The sequence below is a fragment of the Ilyobacter polytropus DSM 2926 genome, from assembly GCF_000165505.1.
In the GTDB taxonomy this organism is placed as follows: Bacteria; Fusobacteriota; Fusobacteriia; order Fusobacteriales; family Fusobacteriaceae; genus Ilyobacter; species Ilyobacter polytropus.
The window spans coordinates 626,249-645,518 of the sequence record NC_014633.1; the positions used below are offsets into that span (position 1 = coordinate 626,249).

The window sequence follows — 19,270 nt, forward strand, 5'->3', positions numbered from 1 at the left end:
ATTTGTCGGATAAATTATTAGAGTTGAAAAATGTAAAAACCTCTTTTTACACTCACCTCGGAGAAGTTCAGGCTGTGAGAGGGGTGAGTTATCATCTTGAAAGAGGTGAGGCTCTCGGTATAGTAGGAGAGTCTGGCAGTGGTAAAAGTGTGACTTCCATGTCAGTAATGGGATTACTTCAGCACCCTGGAAAGGTAAAAGAAGGAGAAATTTTATTTAAGGGTGAGAATCTCTTGAAGAAAAACAGTAAAGAGATGATGAATATAAGAGGTAATGAGATTGCCATGATATTTCAGGATCCTATGACTTCACTAAACCCTGTTTATACTGTTGGTGATCAGATTATGGAAGCCATAAAAATTCACCAAAAAGTTTCAAAAGATGAGGCAAGAAAAAAAGCCATAGAAATGCTTACACTTGTTGGAATTCCGTCTCCTGAGACAAGAATAGACAACTATCCACACGAATTCAGTGGTGGTATGAGACAAAGAGCGATGATTGCCATAGCTTTATCTTGTAAACCGGATCTTCTTATAGCAGATGAACCGACTACTGCTCTTGATGTTACAATACAAGCTCAGATATTAAAACTAATGAAAGATCTGAAAGAAAAAATAAATACATCCATTATACTTATTACTCACGATCTTGGTGTAGTTGCTGACGTATGTTCTAGAGTTATAGTTATGTATGGCGGATTAATCATGGAGGAAGGTACTACTGAAGAGATTTTTTACAGACCAAAGCACCCCTATACAATGGGGCTCCTAAAATCCATCCCAAAACTAGTAGAGGAAGAGAGACTCATCCCAATAGACGGGACGCCTCCTGACCTTTTAAAACCACCAGTGGGCTGCCCTTTCGCAGCTAGATGTGACTATGCCATGAATATCTGCTTAGAAGAAAAACCAGATTACTATTCTTCTAGTCCCAATCACAGGGCTATGTGCTGGCTTCTCGATGAAAATGCGCCTCATGTAGAAGTAGATACCGGTGTCAGAAGGGGGGCTAAATAAGTGTCTGATATAAAAAAGGAAGATATACTTTTAGAGGTAAAAAACTTAAAGAAATATTTTGAATCTAAAAAAGGTTTTTTTGGAAAAAAAACCCAATATGTAAAAGCAGTAGACGATGTTAGCTTTTATATAAAAAAAGGTGAAACCTTTGGATTGGTAGGAGAATCCGGATGTGGTAAATCAACTACAGGACGGACTCTTATAAGGCTCTATGATGTCACCGCTGGAAATATAATTTTTGACGGACAGGACATCAGTAACTTAAAAGAAAGAGACTTGATTCCATTTAGAAAAAAAATTCAAATGATATTCCAAGATCCATATGCTTCACTTAATACAAGAATGACTGTAGCAGATATTGTAGGTGAGCCTTTAGATATTCACGGTATTGCCAAAGGACAAGATAGACAAAACAGAATATATGAACTACTGGAAAAAGTCGGTCTAAGCAAAGACCATGCAAGCAGATATCCTCATGAATTCAGTGGTGGTCAAAGACAGAGAATCGGTATAGCCAGAGCTCTCGCAGTAGATCCAGAGTTTATCATCTGTGACGAACCTATCTCTGCTTTAGATGTATCCATTCAGGCACAGGTTGTTAATATGCTTGAAGATCTGCAGAAGGAATTGGGGCTTACTTATCTTTTCATAGCCCATGACCTTTCTATGGTAAAGCATATATCTGACAGAATAGGGGTAATGTATCTTGGTAAAATGGTTGAAGTGGCAGAAAGTGATGAACTGTATGAAAAACCTGCTCACCCCTATACCCAGGCACTCCTGTCTTCTATACCTATACCAGACCCTGAGCTCAATGCCCAGATGGAAAGAGAGATTCTAGAGGGAGATGTCCCAAGTCCTCTTAATCCACCTAGCGGATGTAGATTCAGAACAAGGTGCAAATATGCCAAAGAAATTTGCTCACAACAAGAGCCGATCTTACAAGAAGTTGCTCCTGGACATATGGCTGCCTGTCATTTTTCAAAGGACTTCTACAATAATAAATAATTTGATCTTAAACAAATATATATAAAGGGAGGAAACACATTGAAGAAAAGATTTATGATGTTAGGAATTCTAATCTTATCACTTCTCATGGTAGCATGCGGTGGTAAAAAAGAAGCGTCAACAGGAAAAGATACAGAGCAAGTGCTTGTATTCAACCTTGGAGCTGAACCAAAAACTGTAGATCCACAGCTAAACTCAGCAACTGACGGAGGTATCGTTATCAACAATACTTTCGAAGGTCTTATGAGAATGAATAATGAAGGGATGCCAGTTCCTGCAACTGCAGAGTCATACGAGGTATCTGAAGACGGTAAAGTATATACATTCCATATCAGAGAAGGGGCCAAATGGTCTGACGGTCAGCCTGTAAAGGCAGGAGACTTTGAGTATGCATGGAAGAGAGCCCTTGACCCTGCAGTTGCCTCAGAATATTCTTTCCAACTTTACTATATTCAAGGTGCTCAAGAATACTTTGAAGGAAATGCTTCTGCAGATGATGTAGCAGTAAAATCAATCGACGATAAGACTTTAGAAGTTACACTTGTTGGTCCTACTCCATATTTCCTTGCTCTTACTACATTCTACACTTACATGCCTGTAAGAGAAGACGTAGTTACCCAGAAACCTGAAGGATGGGCAAAAGATACAACTATCGCTGTTTCAAACGGACCTTTTGTAATTAGCGAGTACAGCCCTTCTGATAAGATAATTCTTCTTCCTAATGAAAACTACTGGAACAGAGAAAATGTAAAATTAGATAAAATAATTTTCGAAGAGATAGTCGACAATACTACAGCTCTTACCGCCTATGAAAATGGAGAACTTGACATCCTTAGAGATGGAGAAGTGCCACAGCAGGATATACCTAGACTTCAGCTTGAAGACCCTACTTTCTCTATAGCTCCATTCTTGGGAACTTATTACTATATTTTCAACGTAGACAAGGAACCAACTGATGACGTAAATGTAAGAAAAGCCCTTACATACGCTATCGACAGAAAGGCAATCACAGAACAAGTAGCAAAAGGCGGACAGCTTCCTGCTACAGGATTCGTTCCAAATGGTCTTTTTGATTCAGAAGGAAGAGACTTCAGAGCTACTGCTGGAGATTTTGATATCAGTGTAACTGCAGATATCGAAAAAGCTAAAGAATATCTTGCTAAAGCCGGATACCCTAACGGAGAAGGATTCCCTAAACTTACTGTAGTTTACAATACTTCTGAGGGACACAAGGCAATAGCTGAAGCTGTACAGGAGATGTGGAAGAAAAACCTTGGAATAGACGTAGAGCTTATGAACCAAGAGTGGGCTGTATTCCAAGACACTAGACACGTTGGTAACTTTGAGATTGCAAGAGCAGGATGGATAGGAGATTATGCTGACCCTATGACATTCCTTGATCTATGGACATCTTATTCTGGAAACAACGATGCACAGTGGAAATGGACAACTAACGAAAAGAAATTTGCTTCTAATAAAAAATATGATGCACTTATCGAAAAGTCAAAAGTTACTCAGGGAACTGAAAGAGATGCTCTTCTTTATGAAGCAGAAAAAATTCTTATGGACGAGATGATAACTATGCCTATCTACTACTATACTGGACCTATGATGGTGCAAGAATATGTTAAAGGATGGGAAAGAGACATCTTAGGAACTTGGTATTTCGGAAATGCAGAAATGGTAAAATAATTCAATGATTTTATTTTAAAGTAAGGCTTCGGCCTTACTTTTTTTTATTATTAAAAAAATATATGTTATAATTGATTATGTATTTTGTTATATATATTGAAAAGTCTTTCCGAGCTTTATATTGGGCTGACTTTTTATTAATAAATTTATTCTTTATAAGGAGGTTAAGATGAACACTTTTACACTGGGAATTTGTATTTTTCTTTTTACTTATTACCTCATAATAACTGAAAAAATACCCCATACCCTTTCTGCACTGTTAGGTGGTGTGCTTATGGTTATTTTGAAGATTTTACCTTCAGAAAAGGCCTTTCATTCCATTGATCTAAATGTTATTTTTCTTTTGATCGGTATGATGATAATTGTCCATATAACATCTGAATCGGGTTTATTTCAATGGGTTGCCATTAACATTGCAAAGAGTGTAAGAGGGGAGCCCTTTCCATTGATGCTTTTACTCATGGTAATAACAGCTTTATTTTCAGCCCTTTTAGACAACGTTACTACGATTTTACTACTAGGCCCTGTAACCATACTGATAACTGAGGAGTTGAAAATTGACTCTATTCCATTTCTTATAGCAGAAGTTATCGCTTCTAATATTGGTGGAACTGCCACACTCATTGGAGATCCTCCGAATATTCTCATTGGAAGTGCTTCTAAATTAACTTTCAATGAATTTGCAATTAATTTATCACCTATAGCATTAATTATACTCGTAGTCACAATTATTAATTTTAAATTTATTTTTGGGAATAAAATGAAGGTATCTAATGTTTTGAAAGCCAAAATTATGGATATTGATGCAAGCAGAGCTCTCAGGGACAAAAATCTTATGATAACATCTTTATCAGTTCTTTTATTTGTTTTTATAGGGTTCCTGACCCACTCCATAACTCATATTGAGCCTGCATTTATAGCCTTTGGGGGTGCAGTTGTCCTTATGATAGTTACTAAAAAAGACGTGGAAGAGATTTTTAAGACTATAGAATGGAAAACTTTATTCTTTTTTATAGGTCTTTTCATTATGGTAGAAGGTATCGTAGAAATAGGTGCTATCGATATTTTAGCTAACAGGGCATTAACTTTCACAGGAGGTGACCTTCCCAAAACATCTATCCTAATTCTATGGATGTCGGCAATAATATCATCCGTTGTAGATAATATACCCTATACAGCCACTCTTATTCCTATGATTAAGACAGGACTGATACCAAACATTGCAACTTCACATCCTGAGATATCTCTTCAAGTAATTAGATATTCTCTCTGGTGGGCTCTGGCTTTAGGAGCTTGTCTCGGTGGTAATGGTACACTAATCGGAGCTTCTGCCAATGTTGTAGCTGCTGGAATAGCATCAAAAAGTGGAAAAAACCTTTCATTTATGAAGTTCACCAAATATGGATCTCTTATAATGATAGAGTCTCTATTACTCAGCACTTTATATCTTTGGTTTAGGTTTTTTAGATAGAAAAAATTTTTATTCTGCAATATAAAAGACCTGGATATATCCAGGTCTTTTATATTGGTATAGTTTATTGTTTAGCCTTGGCCTCTATACTAGCTAAAAGCTCTCTATAGGCATCCTCAAAAGCAGACAGTCCTTTTTTAAGTAGGACATTAAAGACTTCATTCATTGACACCCCTGCATCCTCTAAATCTCTGAAAATTTCATTTGCCTTAGAATCATCTGCATCAAGGGCTATTTTAGCAGTTCCGTGATCTATCAATTTCTCAAGAGTATTATAAGGTAAAGTATTTACTGTGTCTGGAGCAATAAGTTCAGTAACATATTTTATATCGCTGTAAGCTGAATTCTTTGTCCCAGTAGAAGCCCACAATACTCTTTGTAAGTTAGCTCCTTTTCTAGATAGCTCTTGGAACTCTGGAGAATTTTCAATCCCTCTATAAATAGAATAAATTATCATAGAGTTTGCAACAGCAGCTTGTCCCGCAAGATCTTCTCTTCCTCTTTCTTCCAAAAGGTCATCAACCATACTCTCTATTCTGCTTACAAATACACTTGCAACTGAGTGAACCTTGGTTAAATCTTCGTTATTATCAGCTAGCCTTTTTAGACCTCTAATATAAGCTTCAGCCGTCTTTCGGTACTGCTCTGGAGAAAATATAAGTGTTATATTTACACAGATACCCCTAGAAATAAGCTCCTCTATAGCCACTATCCCTTCATCAGTTGCAGGAACTTTAAACATCACATTTTCTCTGTTTACCTTTTCATGAAGTCTTATTCCTTCTGAAAGGGTTTTTTCTGTGTCTTCTGCCAACAATGGGTTAAGCTCTAGACTTATATACCCGTCTCTTTCTGCAGTTTTTTCATACACAGGTTTCAGAATATCTGCCGCCTCCTGTATATCTCTCACAGTTAACTCGTCGTATATCTCTTCAACTGATCTTCCATTAGAAGCTAGTTCTTTTATTTCATTGTCATAGTCGTTACTTTTTGCTATGGCATTATGAAATATACTAGGATTTGATGTAACACCCATAAGCCCAGCATTGATAAGTTTTTTTAGTTCTCCGCTTTGTATGATATCTCGACTAATAAAATCAAGCCATAAACTTTGACCTAGATTATCTAGTTCTCTTATGATTTCTTTGTTCATTTCAACCCCCCTGAATTATATGCTTGTAATATATTATGGGTTAAAATTTTAAAAAAAGCAATTTTTTTTACACTCTAAACCTTTTTAAGAACTGGTTCTTTGAAAAAAGCCAGTGTTTCTCCGACAATAACTTTTCTAAGTACTAAAAGTCCAACAAGATTTGGTATTACCATAACACCATTTACTATATCGGCAATAAGCCAGATTGTATCTAGCTTTAAGAAAGGTCCTGATGCTATCATCACAAGGAATATAACTTTAAACCACTTGATAGCTTCCTTTTGGAAAAGATACTGAGTACACTTTTCTCCATAGAAGTTCCAACCTATTATTGTAGTAAAGGCAAAGAATATTATTCCAATGTTCACGATAAGAGAACCATAAGAACCAAGGTAGAATTCAAAAGCCTTTGAAGTAAGTAATGATCCTGATAAACCGTCTTGAGACCACAAACCTGATGAAACAACTATTATTCCAGTAATGCTACAAACTATCAAAGTATCTAAAAATGGTCCTATCATTGATATTAGACCCTGTTTAACAGGTGAGTCAGTTTTTGCACTAGCCGCTGCAATTGGTGCTGAACCAAGTCCGGCTTCATTTGAGAATACTCCTCTAGCAACACCGGCTCTCATAGCCATCATAATTCCAGCTCCTGCAAAACCTCCTACTGCTGCACTTCCATTAAATGCAGATTTTATTATAAGAGATATAGCCGACATTGTAGCAGAAGGATTTGAAGCCATTATTACAACTCCACCTACTATATAAAATACAGCCATGAATGGAACAAGGAATGAAGCAACCTGAGAAATTCTCTTGATTCCACCGAAAGTAACAAGGGCTACTGCTATTGTAAGGACAATACCGGTAGTCATAGTCGGTATTCCTATGGCACCTTTCACACCTTCTACCACTGCGTTTACCTGTGGGAAAGTCCCTATTCCTAAAAGGGCAACCATTATTCCAGAAAAAGCAAATACTTTTCCTAAAAATTTGTTTTTAGCACCTTTTTCGATATAATACATCGGTCCGCCTGAATATTCTCCGTCTTTTTTTTCACGGTATTTGATTGCAAGAAATCCTTCTGCAAATTTTGTACTCATACCAAAGAAAGCAGCAATCCACATCCAGAATATAGCACCTGGACCTCCTAACTTTATTGCAGTTGCTACACCTACGATATTACCTGTACCGATTGTAGCTGCCAGAGCTGTACAAAGGGCTGCAAATCCAGATACATCTCCCTCTTTAGAATCAGAATTACCGTCTTTTTCAAATAGAAATTTAAAAGCTGTTACAAGTTTTGAAATCTGAATACCTTTTAAATTTACAGTAAGATAAATTCCAGTTCCCACAAGTACAAAAAGTGTAGGAAATCCCCATATAATGCTGTCTAGTTGTCCTAAAATTTCTTTCATTTTTTCCTCCCTTATCTGTCAGATGGCAGAAGGGGCGTAATAAAAAAAGAGACTACAAAAAAATGCAACCTCTAGAAAACACGCCATGCCTGTTTTCCTCTGTCCTTTTACCTGAGAGTATTACTCCTTCGGTGACTAGAATTAACCAATTCTCTCCAGAGGCTCGTCCAGTATAGGTCCATTTACCTGAAAGATTTACTTCTTCGGTGGCTGTAAAAACAGCTCTCTCCCCATACCTTCATCCGACTTAATTAAATTTTTATTAAAAATATAATAATCAATTTATTAAAAAATGTCAAAGGTTTTTTTTTAATACATATCATTATATTTTTTTATACCCCCTTAGACTACTATATATATTATTAATAATCTCTTAATTATTTAATTTTATTAAAATAATTTTATGACAAAAGTTCTTTTGGATCTGTCTAATAAAGGAAAATAAAAGAATAAGAGTAATCTTTTAATAGGTTACTGTGTTATACTTTTTATCTAATTTTTTATTCAGGAGGAAATATGAAAAGGGCAAGGTTAATATACAACCCATATTCTGGTGAAAATTATATAGTGAAGCATTTAGATACTATTTTTAAAGTTTATCAGAAAAAGGGATATACCATTGATGCTTTCAGAATAAGCTATGAAGCTAATATAGAAGATGCATTCAAGGATATTGGAGGTGAATACAACCACATAATCATAGCAGGTGGGGATGGGACAGTAAATCAAATAATTAATATAATGAAAAAAACAGGTATTGACTTACCTGTTGCCATACTTCCAACTGGCACTGCCAATGATTTTGCAACCTGTCTGGGAATGCCAAAAGATATATCTGAAGCCTGCCAACAGATCCTCAGTTCTAATGTTAAACTAATCGACCTTGGAAAAGTAAACGATACTTATTTTGTAAATGTTGCCAGTACAGGCTTATTCACAGATGTTTCCCAAAAGACAAATGTCAATCTTAAGAACACAATGGGAAAATTGGCATATTATTTCAGTGGTATTATAGAGATCCCAAATTTCAAGAGACTTCAGATAACAGTTGAATCTAAAGAACTAAAATATACAGGCCACTCGCTTATTATATTTGCTTTCAACGGAAAAAGTGCTGGAAATATTGATATTGCCTATAAGTCTCAGCTAGATGACGGACTTTTGGATATTGTCATAGTAAAGGCAGAAATAATGACCGAAACCCTTTTATCCTTTTTTAAGTTTTTAAAAAAAGAGCATCTTGAAAATCCTAAGGGAGTAATACACTTCAAAACTAACCGATTATCTCTAAAGTGCAATGAATCTATCTCCACAGATTTAGACGGAGAAAAAGGTCCTGATTTTCCTCTTGACATACAATGCATAAAAAACGGCTTAAAAATATTGGGGTATGCAAACTAAATAATACTTGAAGGGAGAACACCATGGAAAACTACAATGAAAGAAACTACTATACAACTTTGAAATTCATTTTGATCAAGGCTACTTACGACCTGTTTCCAGAGGCAGAAGTTAAGATACACCACTCTCTAAATAAAGGAATCTACGGTGAAATCCTAAAGGATCCTAAAATACGTTCTGAGGATATTTTAGCTATAAAAAACAGAATGAATGAACTTATAAGGGAAGATATTCCCATAAGGCCTGTTATTATGCCTGTCTGTGACATTGAAAAACATGACTGTATTTATAACAGACCAGACATGAGAAGGCTTATTGAGTACAGCGATTGGGTTGACCTAAGAGTCTATGAAATGGAAGGTTTTTATGACTATTATCACAATGGTATGTTAAGTAGTACCGGTTATCTCAACTTGTTCGATTTGTCACCTTATAACGGAGGATTTATTTTAAAATATCCTTTCCAAAATGACCCCTATAGAATACCTGTGGAAACTGACCATAAAAAACTTGCAAAAATATTTCATGAATCAGAAGAATGGGGTCAGATAATGGAAGTTTCAGATGTGGGAGCCTTAAATGAAAAAATACTAAACAATGAGATAGCCGAACTCATAATGGTAAATGAAGCCCTGCATCATAAAAAACTTTCATTTATTGCTGACGAAATCGCCAAAAAAGAAAATGTTAAATTAGTTACAGTAGCCGGGCCTTCGTCTTCTGGTAAAACCACTTTCACCCAAAGGCTTGCAATACATCTGAGGGTAAATGGCCTAAAGCCACTTGTTATCTCTCTAGATAACTACTATATCGGGAGAGCGCTGCTTCCCTTAGACGAAAATGGAAAAAAAGATTTTGAATCAATAAAAGCTCTGGATACAAAACTATTAAATAAAAACTTGAAAGACCTTATGAACGGAAAAGAGGTAGAAATACCAAAATATAACTTCTTCAGTGGAGAGAGGGAATACACAGGTAAGAGAGTAAAATTAGCAAAAAATGGGATTATTCTTATAGAGGGAATACACGGTCTAAATGAAGAACTCACCCGGGATATACCAAAACAAAATAAATATAAAATTTATATTAGCTGCCTGACCACCCTAAATGTCGATGACCATAATAGAATTCCAACAAGTGAAGTCAGAAAACTTCGAAGGATTGTAAGAGATAGCCTTTCAAGAGGTACCGGTGCAGAGGGAACATTAAATATGTGGGAATCTGTGAGACGTGGAGAAGAAAAAAATATATTCCCCTTCCAAGAAGAGGCTGATGCAATATTTGATTCAAACCTAATTTATGAATTGGGGGTACTTAAAAAATATGCTCACGGGGAATTAAAGAAAGTGAAACCGGGAAGTATATTTTACGAGGAGTCTCAGAGACTTATTAAGTTTTTAAATTATTTCAGAGAGATAAATCACGACTTTGTTCCTGATGACTCTATTCTCAAAGAATTTATAGGCGGAAGTTATTTTTATAAATACTAAAATAAATTTATATAAACATAAAGAAGAGAGATGAATAATCATCCCTCTTCTTTAATTGCATATATTGTCAAATCAAATAAAAAACTGCTACACAGAATAAAAAATATAAATACCACTTGTTACAGATAAATCGCTATTATATCTATCTTGAAAGCGGTTAAAGATAAATAATCAAAAAATTACAGCTTAACTTTTACATATTATATATCAGGAACTAAATGAATTATGTTCCTTTGAAATCTCTTGTGTCTGATTTAATTATGTAGTATAATTTTTAAAAACTGTTTTTTGGAGGAATTTAATGAAAATCAGAGTAAACAGAGAGGAACTTATTAAACTCCTTTCAAATCTTTCTGTAGTAATAAAAGAAAATTCAATAAAACCCGTAATATCCGGTACAAAATTAGAAGCAAAAAATGGAATGGCTGTATTCACTGGTTCAAATCTTGAATTCAGTTTTATATCTTCTATCCCTGCACAGATAGAAAATGAAGGTGTAACAGTATTTAAAATTCCTCTTATTCTGGAGTATATCAAACTTTTAGAGGTAGAAAATCTTGATATAACAGTGAGCGAGGGTAAACTTTTGATTCACAGAGCAGAATTTTCAATAATGGACTGGGAAGAATATCCAGAGATAAAGCAACCTGAGTCTGAAAATATTTTTGAAGTTGAAAGTCAGGAGATAATATCAGCTTTTGAAAAGGTTAAATTTTCAGCTTTTCCAACTGCAGATAATCTGGCCATAAACTGCATAAGAATGGCCTGTGATGACAATGAGTTAAATATGATCTCTACAGATTCATACAGACTAACAAAATATTTTCTTGAGACCCCTTGCAAAAGTAAAATGGAAGTATCAATTCCCCTTGAAAGTGTAAATATAATATGTAAGCTATTGAAAGATTCAGAAGAAAAAGCTTCTTTTGGGGTTAAAAACGGTATTTTAACAATAAAAAAAGGAAATTCTTTTATGTCTACAAGACTTATCGAACTTCCATTCCCCGACTATAAAACAATATTTAAAAATATGTCCTATACAAAAAATATAGAACTTAACACAGCAGACTTTAAGGGAAGTATGAAAAAAGTCCTTACTGTGGCTAAGAGAAATATCGAGACAAAAAACGGGGCTATCTTTGAATTTAAAGGAAATCGACTTATTTCAACTGTTTCTTCAGGGAGTGCAAAGACAGTCCAAAAGATAGATACGATAAAAGAAGGAGAAGATTTCAAAGCCTCTTTAAATGTAAAATTTGTATATGACTTTATATCTAATATCCAAAAAAATATCCTTATCAAGGCTACGAACTCCAGTTCTATGTTCATAATGGAAGAGGCTGGAAATAAAAACTATAAATATATACTTATGCCTTTAGCATTGAGAGATTAAGTGGGTATTTTGCCCACTTTTTTCTTGGCACCTTTAAAAATTAAAAAATGAGTTTATTTATTAGATAAGACCGGTAGATAATATCTGAATTTTTAATTTTTCAGAAAAAACATGAATTTTCAGGTGTTGTATTCATTTTTTTATCATTTTCACAGATAGGAAAATCAAATTTTTTAAACTTTCAGATATTTTAATATATCAATTTAAATTAAAAAGTTATTTTTATAGTTGAAGAACCTTAAAGTAAATATACAACCTGAAATAGTATGTTTCTTCTTTGTAAAATACTTTAAATTAATTACAATCAAAAGGAGGGATAAATGTTAGATAAAGTTCTTATTATTAACACTGGCGGAACGATAGGCATGGTTCACAGCGAAAAGGGAAACACCATGAGTCCCTTAAGACCGGCCGAAAATTGGAATGAGATTGCCAAGGAACACCCTGTTCTTAAAGGCTTTGCAACTGACTATTATCAATTTCATCCACTTGTGGACTCCTCTGATATTAACCCAGAAAGCTGGACAAAAATGGCTCAAGTGATCGAAACCAATTATAATAACTATAGGGGATTTGTTCTTCTTCACGGTACTGACACCATGTCGTACACGGCATCTGCCTTATCATTCATGCTTAAAAATCTTGATAAACCGGTAATTATTACTGGAGCACAGGTGCCCCTAGAAAAGCCTAGGAGTGATGCTCTGCAAAACCTGGTTACCGCCATTCAAATAGCTGGAAATGAGTTTTATGGTATAAGACTTGTCCCTGAAGTCTGTATATTTTTCAGAGATACTCTTCTAAGAGGTAACAGAAGCAGAAAAAATGATGCCAGAAACTATTTTGGGTTTTCTTCTCCAAACTATCCATCACTGGCTGAGGCTGGGGCAGAACTTGGAATCAAGAAAAACAAGCTTTTAAAAAAATCCAAAGGTACTTTTCATATAGAAACTGCTTTGGACGACAGAGTAATAATAATTGAAATATTCCCCGGATTAAAACCTTCATACTTAAAAAATATATTTGAGAGTATAGGGGATCTAAAAGGTGTTATCTTAAAAACCTATGGAAACGGGAATGCTCCTACCAACGTTGATTTTATAGATGTTATTAATTCTCTTACCTCTAGAGGTATCGTAGTTATAAACATTACACAGTGCACTACTGGTACTGTAAAAATGGGAATGTATGAGGCCAGCATTAAGCTTGTAGATGCAGGAGTAGTAAGTGGGCTAGACTTAACACCTGAAGCAGCACTGACAAAACTCATGTATCTCTTGGGTAAGACTGAGGATTCAGAAGAAGTAAAAAAACTCATGTCAATTGATATATGTGGAGAACAGACGCTCAATCATTATAATTTTAAGTTCACTCAAAATAGTCCTGCTAAAATTTGTAAATTTTCTTTTGAAATTCCAAAGGAGATAGCAGGTGGAGATATGATCGAAGCCGCCTTAAGGATAAAAAACCTTTCCCTGAAAAATAAAATAGACAAAATAAATATTAGAATTTCTATAGAGGGAGACAATTTTATTGAGAATATTGAAAAATTTCAGAGTATTAAAACCCTCAAAAAAAACAAGGATAATATAAATGAAGATATTCTTTTAAATTTTAATAAATGTGTCAAAAAAATAGCAGAAGAAAGCCGAGTGATAAAGATCACACTAGAGTCCGATGAGTCAATTGTATGGGGTGACGCGGTATTCTCAATATATTCCGAGTGTTAGCTAATGAGTAGTGCAAACCTTAAAATATATTCTAACTTTAAAATTAATATCACCTTTATTGACAGCATGTAAATAATGATGTATAATATTTAAAATAGAAAAATAAAAGGGGGATGAAGCTCTCCCGGAAAAATTCCAAATGCTTCTAATTACGGAGATGATGGCTTCTACAGAAAAAACTGTAGGAGCTTTTTTTGTTAAAAGGGGTGAAAAATGAAAACACTACTTTCTCTGGCTATTCTCCTTATAGGGGGACATTATGCCGGTAAAATTGCAGAAAAGATGAAACTTCCAAAACTAATGGGTATGATTATCTTCGGATGTATCGTCGGTCCTGCATACCTAAACCAGATAGACAGCCTTACCCTGCATATGAGTAAGGAATTAAAAAGTATAGCCTTGGTTACTGTTCTTATTACAGGAGGACTGGGAATAAGTACAGAACAATTGAAAAAAATGGGTCGTCCTGCTCTTTTATTAAGCTTTATTCCAGCAGGACTTGAAGGCTTTGCAGTTGCCTTTGCAGCAATGAAACTTTTCGGATTTACTTTTATACAGGGTGGAATTTTAGGATTTATAATATCTGCAGTGAGTCCTGCTGTACTGATTCCCTCTATGGTTGACCTTATAAGCAGAGGAATAGGTCAGAGAAAGGCCATACCTCAGATGATGTTAGCTGGAGGATCAGCAGATGACAGTATCGCAATAGCTCTTTTTACTACATTTATGAGTCTTTATCTTGGATCTTCTTCAGGAATAGCATCCAACTTATTGTTGGTGCCGGTCTCTATAGTTTTAGGAGTTTTTTCTGGTATCGCCGCGGCACTTTTATTAAAATTTTTATGTAAAATTACAAAAAATCCTATAACTCACTGTTTTTTAGTATTGGCAACCGGTGTTGGGATGAGAGTCTTAGAAGAATTAAAAATTCTTAAAATCAACTCCCTTATTGGGGTTATGGTCATGGGATTTGTTATAAGTAACTACTGTGAAGAAGAGCTTGGAACTAGTTTAAAACAGACTCTAGGAAAGGTATGGCAGGTTGGACAGATATATCTGTTTACCCTTGTGGGTACTGCAATTAATCCTACTCTTATAGGAAATTTACTTATTCCTGGAACACTGGCCATTATGAGTGCCCTGGTAATTAGGTCAATAGGAACATGGATCTCGCTTATCGGAACAGACTTAACATATAAAGAAAGATTATTTTGTGTTATTGCTTACCTCCCAAAGGCAACTGTGCAGTCTGCCAAGGCGGGTGTACCACTTCAAATGGGAGTGGTCGGAGGCGAACTGATACAGGCTGTATCCATTCTGAGCGTCCTTATAACGGCTCCTATAGGGGCTATAGGCATAAAGCTCACAGCTATACCTCTATTAGAGCCAGAAAGCCAATTAAAAGTATCACAGGAATACCTAAAATAAACTGTTTCAAGCAAAAGTAGTCCGGTGAATATTCACCGGACTACTTTGTTTATCTGCTAGTCTCCATTTTTAGTAACTTATTCAAAAGATATTTTATGATTTCTTCAGAGTAAAGAAAAACTCAACACCGTCTGCGAGGTTATGAACTCCATAGTCAGAGTTATGAATATCCAATATTTTCTTTACTATAGAGAGCCCTAATCCTGTTCCGCCATACTTTCTAGTTCTGGCTTTATCAAGTTTGAAGAAAGGTTTCCATATGTCATTGATTTTATCTTCTGGAATTTTATCTCCACTATTATAAATCCTTATTTTAAGAAAGCCATCTTTTGCAGTTCCCGTTATTTTGATTTCCCCATTTTCAGGAACATAGGTAACAGCATTACTAAAAAAGTTTTCCAAAACTCTTTCAACGAGTTTTATATCTCCATAAACTTCTTCATTTTTCAATAAAAAATTCAATTTAACTTTTTTCTCCTTAAAGTCATAGGAGTAGTTTTCCAGTACATTTTCTACAAGTGAGTCTATTCTGAAAGATTCCATTTGGGCTTTTTTGTATCCCGCTTCTATTTCTGAAAAATACAGAAGTTCTTTTACTATTTTTTCCATGTTTTCAACTTCTTCTACAATAGTCGAACAGTATTCCTCAATCTCTTCACCGCAAGCTACTCCTTCGAGGAGTCCTTCTGCATATACCCTCATGATGGCAAGGGGTGTCTTGAGTTCATGATTTACACTAGATATAAAGCTACGCCTCATTATTTCCAGTTTTCTTTCGTTTTCTAGGTCAATCTCTAGCTGAGTATTGGCATTTTTAAGATTTCCAATGGCACTTTCAAGCTTTTCAGACATAGTATTTATACTTTCCCCTAGACTTTCAAGTTCATTTCCAGTTTTTATATCCACTTTTTCATCAAAATTGAGTCTCGATATATTCTTGGCATTTTTTTCTAGACGAATAATTGGTTTAGAAACCTTATTAGAAAATATATATGAAACAGCCAGGGATAAGAAAGCAACAAGAAAAAAACTATAGTAATAAAATTCCCTGCTTATTTTTACAGAATTCTCTACAGAAGATACCGGGGTTGTTATAACTAAAAACATCTGATTTGTTATTTTTGTTATATTGACCAGAAGGTTTATTCCCTGTTCTTTCTGATATACTTTCTCTATATTGGCACCGATCTCCACATCAGCCCAGTCTAAATCGTCTAAAATTCCCCTCACATCGTCATCTATACGGTACTGATACCTGTCCTCCATATTGAGAAAATAAACCTCTATATTGCTCTCCCTCTTTAGCCTAGGAATGTTTATGTTGCCGTCTCCTTCTGTGAGAAGTGTTGATATTTTATGAAGTTCTTCCTTTTTTTTGTTTAAAGAGTAGCTATCTAGAAGCGTCGCATTCAAAAGATATATCAGAAATATGGGCAGTATGGATATTATCATCATATAAAAAAATATATCCCTGCTTATTTTACCTTTCATTATTCCTCCTCAAACCTATACCCAACTCCACGAACAGTCTTAATATGTTTCCCTTTAAGTTTTTTACGCAGCTGTTTTACATGGGTGTCCACAGTTCGAAGGTCTCCATAATAATCAAAACCCCATATCTGGTTTAAAAATCTCTCTCTGGAAATAGCAATATCTTTGTTTTCAACCATCATAAGGAGCATATCATACTCCTTTGGAGTCAAATCCAAAATTTCATCAAAAAAAATTACCCGATGGCTACTAGAGTCAATTTCTAATTTACCAACTTTTAAGCTATTCTCTTCTGTTTTAGTATCTTTTCTTTTTAACAGCACCTTGACTCTTGCTAAGAGTATTTTAAGGCTGAAGGGCTTAGTTATATATTCATCCGCCCCTAGATCAAATCCAAACAGCTCGTCATCCTCAGTACTTCTTGCAGTCAACATTATAATTGGAATTTTAGACTCTTTTCTTATTTTCCTGCATATAGTCCATCCGTCAATTTTGGGAACCATAACATCTAAAATTGCCAGATCAAAAGTATTCTCGTAAAATAATTCTAAAGCTTCTTCTCCGTCGCAGGCCTCTATAACCTCATAACCGGCTTTTACAAGAAAGTTCTTTACCACCTTTCTCATTTTATCCTCATCTTCTAAAAGTAAAATTCTTTCCATTAATATACCTCCTTATGCCTTGAGTCAATTATATAATGAAATCAAAAAAAACACAAAAAGGGCTTTGAAAAGCCCCTTTTAAAAATTTTTATTAAAGCGTTGTATTTATCTCAAGACTTCGGTACTGAATAAGTCCTTTTATCATTCCGATCTCTTTGGTAATATCCTTAAGCACTTCAGAAGATTTAGGATACTTTGACATCTCGTCGGCACTGGTCTGAAGTTTTAAAAGTTTGCCATATAATTCTTCTAGCTGTGGATCATCCATTGACTTCGCCGAATTTATATAGCAAGTCACTTCGTGTGATCTATTTTCTTCTGCTACAAACTCAATATTTTCTTCCTGAATTTCCTCTGCTTCTACAGAATTATTTTGGATGTCACTCATTTCTTTTTTATCTGAATTCAGACTGCCGTCATTATTACATGCTGATAAAGAAATAATAATTAAAAATACTGCCATAAATTTTTTCATCGTACCTCCTCCTGTTGTATTAGTTTTTACTCAAAACGATATATTCTAGTTTCCCCTTTAGCTCTCCGGCTCTTTGAGTTAGAACCTTTATAGAATCCCAATCTTTATCAGATTTTTCATTTTCTTTTATTAGATCAGCTTCTACAACTCTAAGTTCCTTAACTATGGCCTTTATATTAGGCTGTGAAGATCCTTCATACATCGTTATTACTTCTTCTGTGCAGACAGGTATCTCTTTGCTCAAATTCAGATTCATCCCCGCAAATGCAGCAGTTGCAATAAACAACAGACAGGCACTCAGCGGTAAAAGATTTTTTCTCATAATGTAACATCCTCCTGTATTTCATTTTATAAAGATATATTATTCTATAAATGTGATGTTCCATTGAGGTTTTCTTAAAAGTTTTAGGGTTTTATACATTTTTTTTAATTATTTCTTTTAAAAATCGACTAAAACTAGTAAAATTAAGATATATAACGAAAATTTAAGTTCTTATTTAAAAAGCATATTTTAGGGAGGATGATCATGAAAAAATTTTTAATCTTTTTTTCTCTACTTATTTTTATTGGGTGCGAAACTTTGGATATACCATCGAAAACTCCTGAAAAATTACCAGAGGTAGAAACCGAAATAAAAGAAGAGATAAAAGAAGAAATTAAAACAGAAATTGAAGAAGAAGAACCTTCAAAAACCTATGAAATAAAAAACAATGAAATACTTTTTTATTCAAAGGAGCAAAAGGTCATCAAGAGAATTGATCTGATAAAGAGGCGTGAAGAAGAATTCAATGATAACGAGATTCTTTTTTCAACCAGCCCTATTCCGTCATCTTATGAAAAAATTCTTAAAAATAACACTCAAATACAGAGGGTATCAAACTCCTTTGGGAAAAACAAACTCATAAAAAGTTCAAAGGTATATTTGTACGGATATCTCGACAACACGATTTTGTACGAATATGATTCCCTTATGAGGCTTTCGTCAGAGAAGTATATTGACCCTCAGGGAAAATTATATACAAAAAAGAGTTATAACTACAACAACAACTATAGAGTCATCGAAAAAAAAATCTTTGATGCAAAGGGAGCTTTTTTAGAAGAGGAGGTTTTTTCCTATACCGGGGGAACTCTTTCAAAAGTAACAGTACTTTCCGGTGACGGGAAAATATTAAGTACTAAGAATTTCATTTATGATAATTCTGGAACTCTTAAAGAAGAAAGGTTTATTAGTGGGAAAATAAATACAAGACTGGTTTATAAAAAGGACAGTTTAGGAAGAGTCGACAGAATTTCTGAGTACTCCTCAGGGAAGTATAGGGGATACTATAAACTTATTTATGATTCTAAAGAGAGATTAACTGAAAAAAGATTTTACTCTACAGATCAGGCTGTTGTCTCTAGAGAAATATATAAATACTAATAATTTTATTTTAATAGCT

Annotated in this window: 15 protein-coding genes, 1 pseudogene and 3 riboswitches; of the genes and pseudogenes, 10 read left to right on the forward strand and 6 right to left on the reverse strand. The window is 34.7% G+C overall.

The features are described from left to right. Positions 1–2 precede the first annotated feature (2 nt). The 4 genes from ILYOP_RS12830 to ILYOP_RS12845 all read left to right on the forward strand — a co-directional run bounded on the left by ILYOP_RS12830 (position 3) and on the right by ILYOP_RS12845 (position 5,187). Positions 3–1,016: an ABC transporter ATP-binding protein gene (locus ILYOP_RS12830; protein WP_013388929.1), complete on the forward strand. Its 1,014-nt coding sequence runs from the start codon at positions 3–5 to the stop codon at positions 1,014–1,016. Continuing rightward, positions 1,017–2,024 (forward strand): ABC transporter ATP-binding protein, encoded by a 1,008-nt coding sequence (locus ILYOP_RS12835; protein ID WP_013388930.1) that lies wholly within the window; start codon positions 1,017–1,019, stop codon positions 2,022–2,024. It abuts the gene before it with no gap. A gap of 39 nt (positions 2,025–2,063) precedes the next feature. After that, entirely contained in the window at positions 2,064–3,716 is a 1,653-nt protein-coding gene (locus tag ILYOP_RS12840; protein ID WP_013388931.1) for a peptide ABC transporter substrate-binding protein, read from the forward strand. 169 nt (positions 3,717–3,885) lie between these two features. Continuing rightward, complete coding sequence (locus tag ILYOP_RS12845) at positions 3,886–5,187, forward strand: ArsB/NhaD family transporter (RefSeq protein WP_013388932.1); 1,302 nt, start codon at positions 3,886–3,888, stop codon at positions 5,185–5,187. Between the two features lie 64 nt (positions 5,188–5,251). Here ILYOP_RS12845 and tal read toward each other — a convergent pair whose 3' ends face one another. Then, a complete protein-coding gene (gene tal / locus ILYOP_RS12850; RefSeq protein WP_013388933.1) occupies positions 5,252–6,340 on the reverse strand; it encodes a transaldolase in 1,089 nt (362 codons plus the stop codon). Between the two features lie 74 nt (positions 6,341–6,414). Then, a complete protein-coding gene (locus tag ILYOP_RS12855; RefSeq protein ID WP_013388934.1) occupies positions 6,415–7,761 on the reverse strand; it encodes an alanine/glycine:cation symporter family protein in 1,347 nt (448 codons plus the stop codon). Positions 7,762–7,857: 96 nt separating this feature from the next. Further along, a riboswitch (glycine riboswitch) is annotated at positions 7,858–7,923 on the reverse strand. A 2-nt stretch (positions 7,924–7,925) separates the two neighbouring features. Beyond that, positions 7,926–8,003: riboswitch (glycine riboswitch) on the reverse strand. A gap of 274 nt (positions 8,004–8,277) precedes the next feature. Here ILYOP_RS12855 and ILYOP_RS12860 point away from each other — a divergent pair. The 5 genes and pseudogenes from ILYOP_RS12860 (at position 8,278) to ILYOP_RS12880 (ending at position 15,203) form a co-directional block, all read left to right on the forward strand. Further along, positions 8,278–9,162 carry a YegS/Rv2252/BmrU family lipid kinase gene (locus ILYOP_RS12860; RefSeq protein WP_013388935.1) on the forward strand — a complete coding sequence of 295 codons (885 nt, stop codon included), beginning with the start codon at positions 8,278–8,280 and terminating at the stop codon, positions 9,160–9,162. 23 nt (positions 9,163–9,185) lie between these two features. Continuing rightward, on the forward strand, positions 9,186–10,652 hold the full coding sequence (locus ILYOP_RS12865) for a uridine kinase family protein (RefSeq protein ID WP_013388936.1): 1,467 nt from the start codon (positions 9,186–9,188) through the stop codon (positions 10,650–10,652). Between the two features lie 301 nt (positions 10,653–10,953). Further along, complete coding sequence (gene dnaN, locus ILYOP_RS12870; RefSeq protein WP_013388937.1) at positions 10,954–12,045, forward strand: DNA polymerase III subunit beta; 1,092 nt, start codon at positions 10,954–10,956, stop codon at positions 12,043–12,045. Between the two features lie 320 nt (positions 12,046–12,365). Then, positions 12,366–13,394 (forward strand): annotated as a pseudogene (locus ILYOP_RS12875) (asparaginase); the annotation flags it as partial. 481 nt (positions 13,395–13,875) lie between these two features. Further along, positions 13,876–13,952: riboswitch (Fluoride riboswitch) on the forward strand. Between the two features lie 36 nt (positions 13,953–13,988). Beyond that, the gene (locus ILYOP_RS12880; protein ID WP_013388939.1) at positions 13,989–15,203 is read left to right on the forward strand and encodes a cation:proton antiporter; all 1,215 of its coding nucleotides are present in this window, start codon (positions 13,989–13,991) and stop codon (positions 15,201–15,203) included. Positions 15,204–15,296: 93 nt separating this feature from the next. Here the strand turns inward: ILYOP_RS12880 and ILYOP_RS12885 are convergent, their stop codons facing one another. The 4 genes from ILYOP_RS12885 to ILYOP_RS12900 all read right to left on the reverse strand — a co-directional run bounded on the left by ILYOP_RS12885 (position 15,297) and on the right by ILYOP_RS12900 (position 18,153). Next, positions 15,297–16,694, reverse strand: a complete 1,398-nt coding sequence (locus ILYOP_RS12885; protein WP_013388940.1) for a sensor histidine kinase — start codon at positions 16,692–16,694, stop codon at positions 15,297–15,299. Next, complete coding sequence (locus ILYOP_RS12890) at positions 16,694–17,356, reverse strand: response regulator transcription factor (RefSeq protein WP_013388941.1); 663 nt, start codon at positions 17,354–17,356, stop codon at positions 16,694–16,696. Before ILYOP_RS12890 ends, ILYOP_RS12885 begins: the two co-directional genes overlap by 1 nt. A gap of 91 nt (positions 17,357–17,447) precedes the next feature. Beyond that, positions 17,448–17,831 carry a hypothetical protein gene (locus ILYOP_RS12895; RefSeq protein ID WP_013388942.1) on the reverse strand — a complete coding sequence of 128 codons (384 nt, stop codon included), beginning with the start codon at positions 17,829–17,831 and terminating at the stop codon, positions 17,448–17,450. A gap of 19 nt (positions 17,832–17,850) precedes the next feature. After that, on the reverse strand, positions 17,851–18,153 hold the full coding sequence (locus tag ILYOP_RS12900; protein WP_013388943.1) for a hypothetical protein: 303 nt from the start codon (positions 18,151–18,153) through the stop codon (positions 17,851–17,853). 204 nt (positions 18,154–18,357) lie between these two features. Between ILYOP_RS12900 and ILYOP_RS12905 the strand changes: the two genes are divergently transcribed. Beyond that, positions 18,358–19,251 (forward strand): hypothetical protein, encoded by an 894-nt coding sequence (locus tag ILYOP_RS12905; RefSeq protein ID WP_013388944.1) that lies wholly within the window; start codon positions 18,358–18,360, stop codon positions 19,249–19,251. The last annotated feature ends 19 nt before the right edge of the window (positions 19,252–19,270 follow it).

What these genes read in the sequence shown, in the direction of transcription:
- ILYOP_RS12860 (WP_013388935.1), top strand. Translation starts at nt 8,278, where the DNA reads ATGAAAAGGGCAAGGTTAATATACAACCCATATTCTGGTGAAAATTAT.
- dnaN (WP_013388937.1), top strand. Translation starts at nt 10,954, where the DNA reads ATGAAAATCAGAGTAAACAGAGAGGAACTTATTAAACTCCTTTCAAAT.
- ILYOP_RS12855 (WP_013388934.1), bottom strand. Translation starts at nt 7,761, where the DNA reads ATGAAAGAAATTTTAGGACAACTAGACAGCATTATATGGGGATTTCCT.
- ILYOP_RS12900 (WP_013388943.1), bottom strand. Translation starts at nt 18,153, where the DNA reads ATGAGAAAAAATCTTTTACCGCTGAGTGCCTGTCTGTTGTTTATTGCA.
- ILYOP_RS12880 (WP_013388939.1), top strand. Translation starts at nt 13,989, where the DNA reads ATGAAAACACTACTTTCTCTGGCTATTCTCCTTATAGGGGGACATTAT.
- tal (WP_013388933.1), bottom strand. Translation starts at nt 6,340, where the DNA reads ATGAACAAAGAAATCATAAGAGAACTAGATAATCTAGGTCAAAGTTTA.
- ILYOP_RS12895 (WP_013388942.1), bottom strand. Translation starts at nt 17,831, where the DNA reads ATGAAAAAATTTATGGCAGTATTTTTAATTATTATTTCTTTATCAGCA.
- ILYOP_RS12905 (WP_013388944.1), top strand. Translation starts at nt 18,358, where the DNA reads ATGAAAAAATTTTTAATCTTTTTTTCTCTACTTATTTTTATTGGGTGC.
- ILYOP_RS12845 (WP_013388932.1), top strand. Translation starts at nt 3,886, where the DNA reads ATGAACACTTTTACACTGGGAATTTGTATTTTTCTTTTTACTTATTAC.
- ILYOP_RS12885 (WP_013388940.1), bottom strand. Translation starts at nt 16,694, where the DNA reads ATGAAAGGTAAAATAAGCAGGGATATATTTTTTTATATGATGATAATA.
- ILYOP_RS12890 (WP_013388941.1), bottom strand. Translation starts at nt 17,356, where the DNA reads ATGGAAAGAATTTTACTTTTAGAAGATGAGGATAAAATGAGAAAGGTG.
- ILYOP_RS12865 (WP_013388936.1), top strand. Translation starts at nt 9,186, where the DNA reads ATGGAAAACTACAATGAAAGAAACTACTATACAACTTTGAAATTCATT.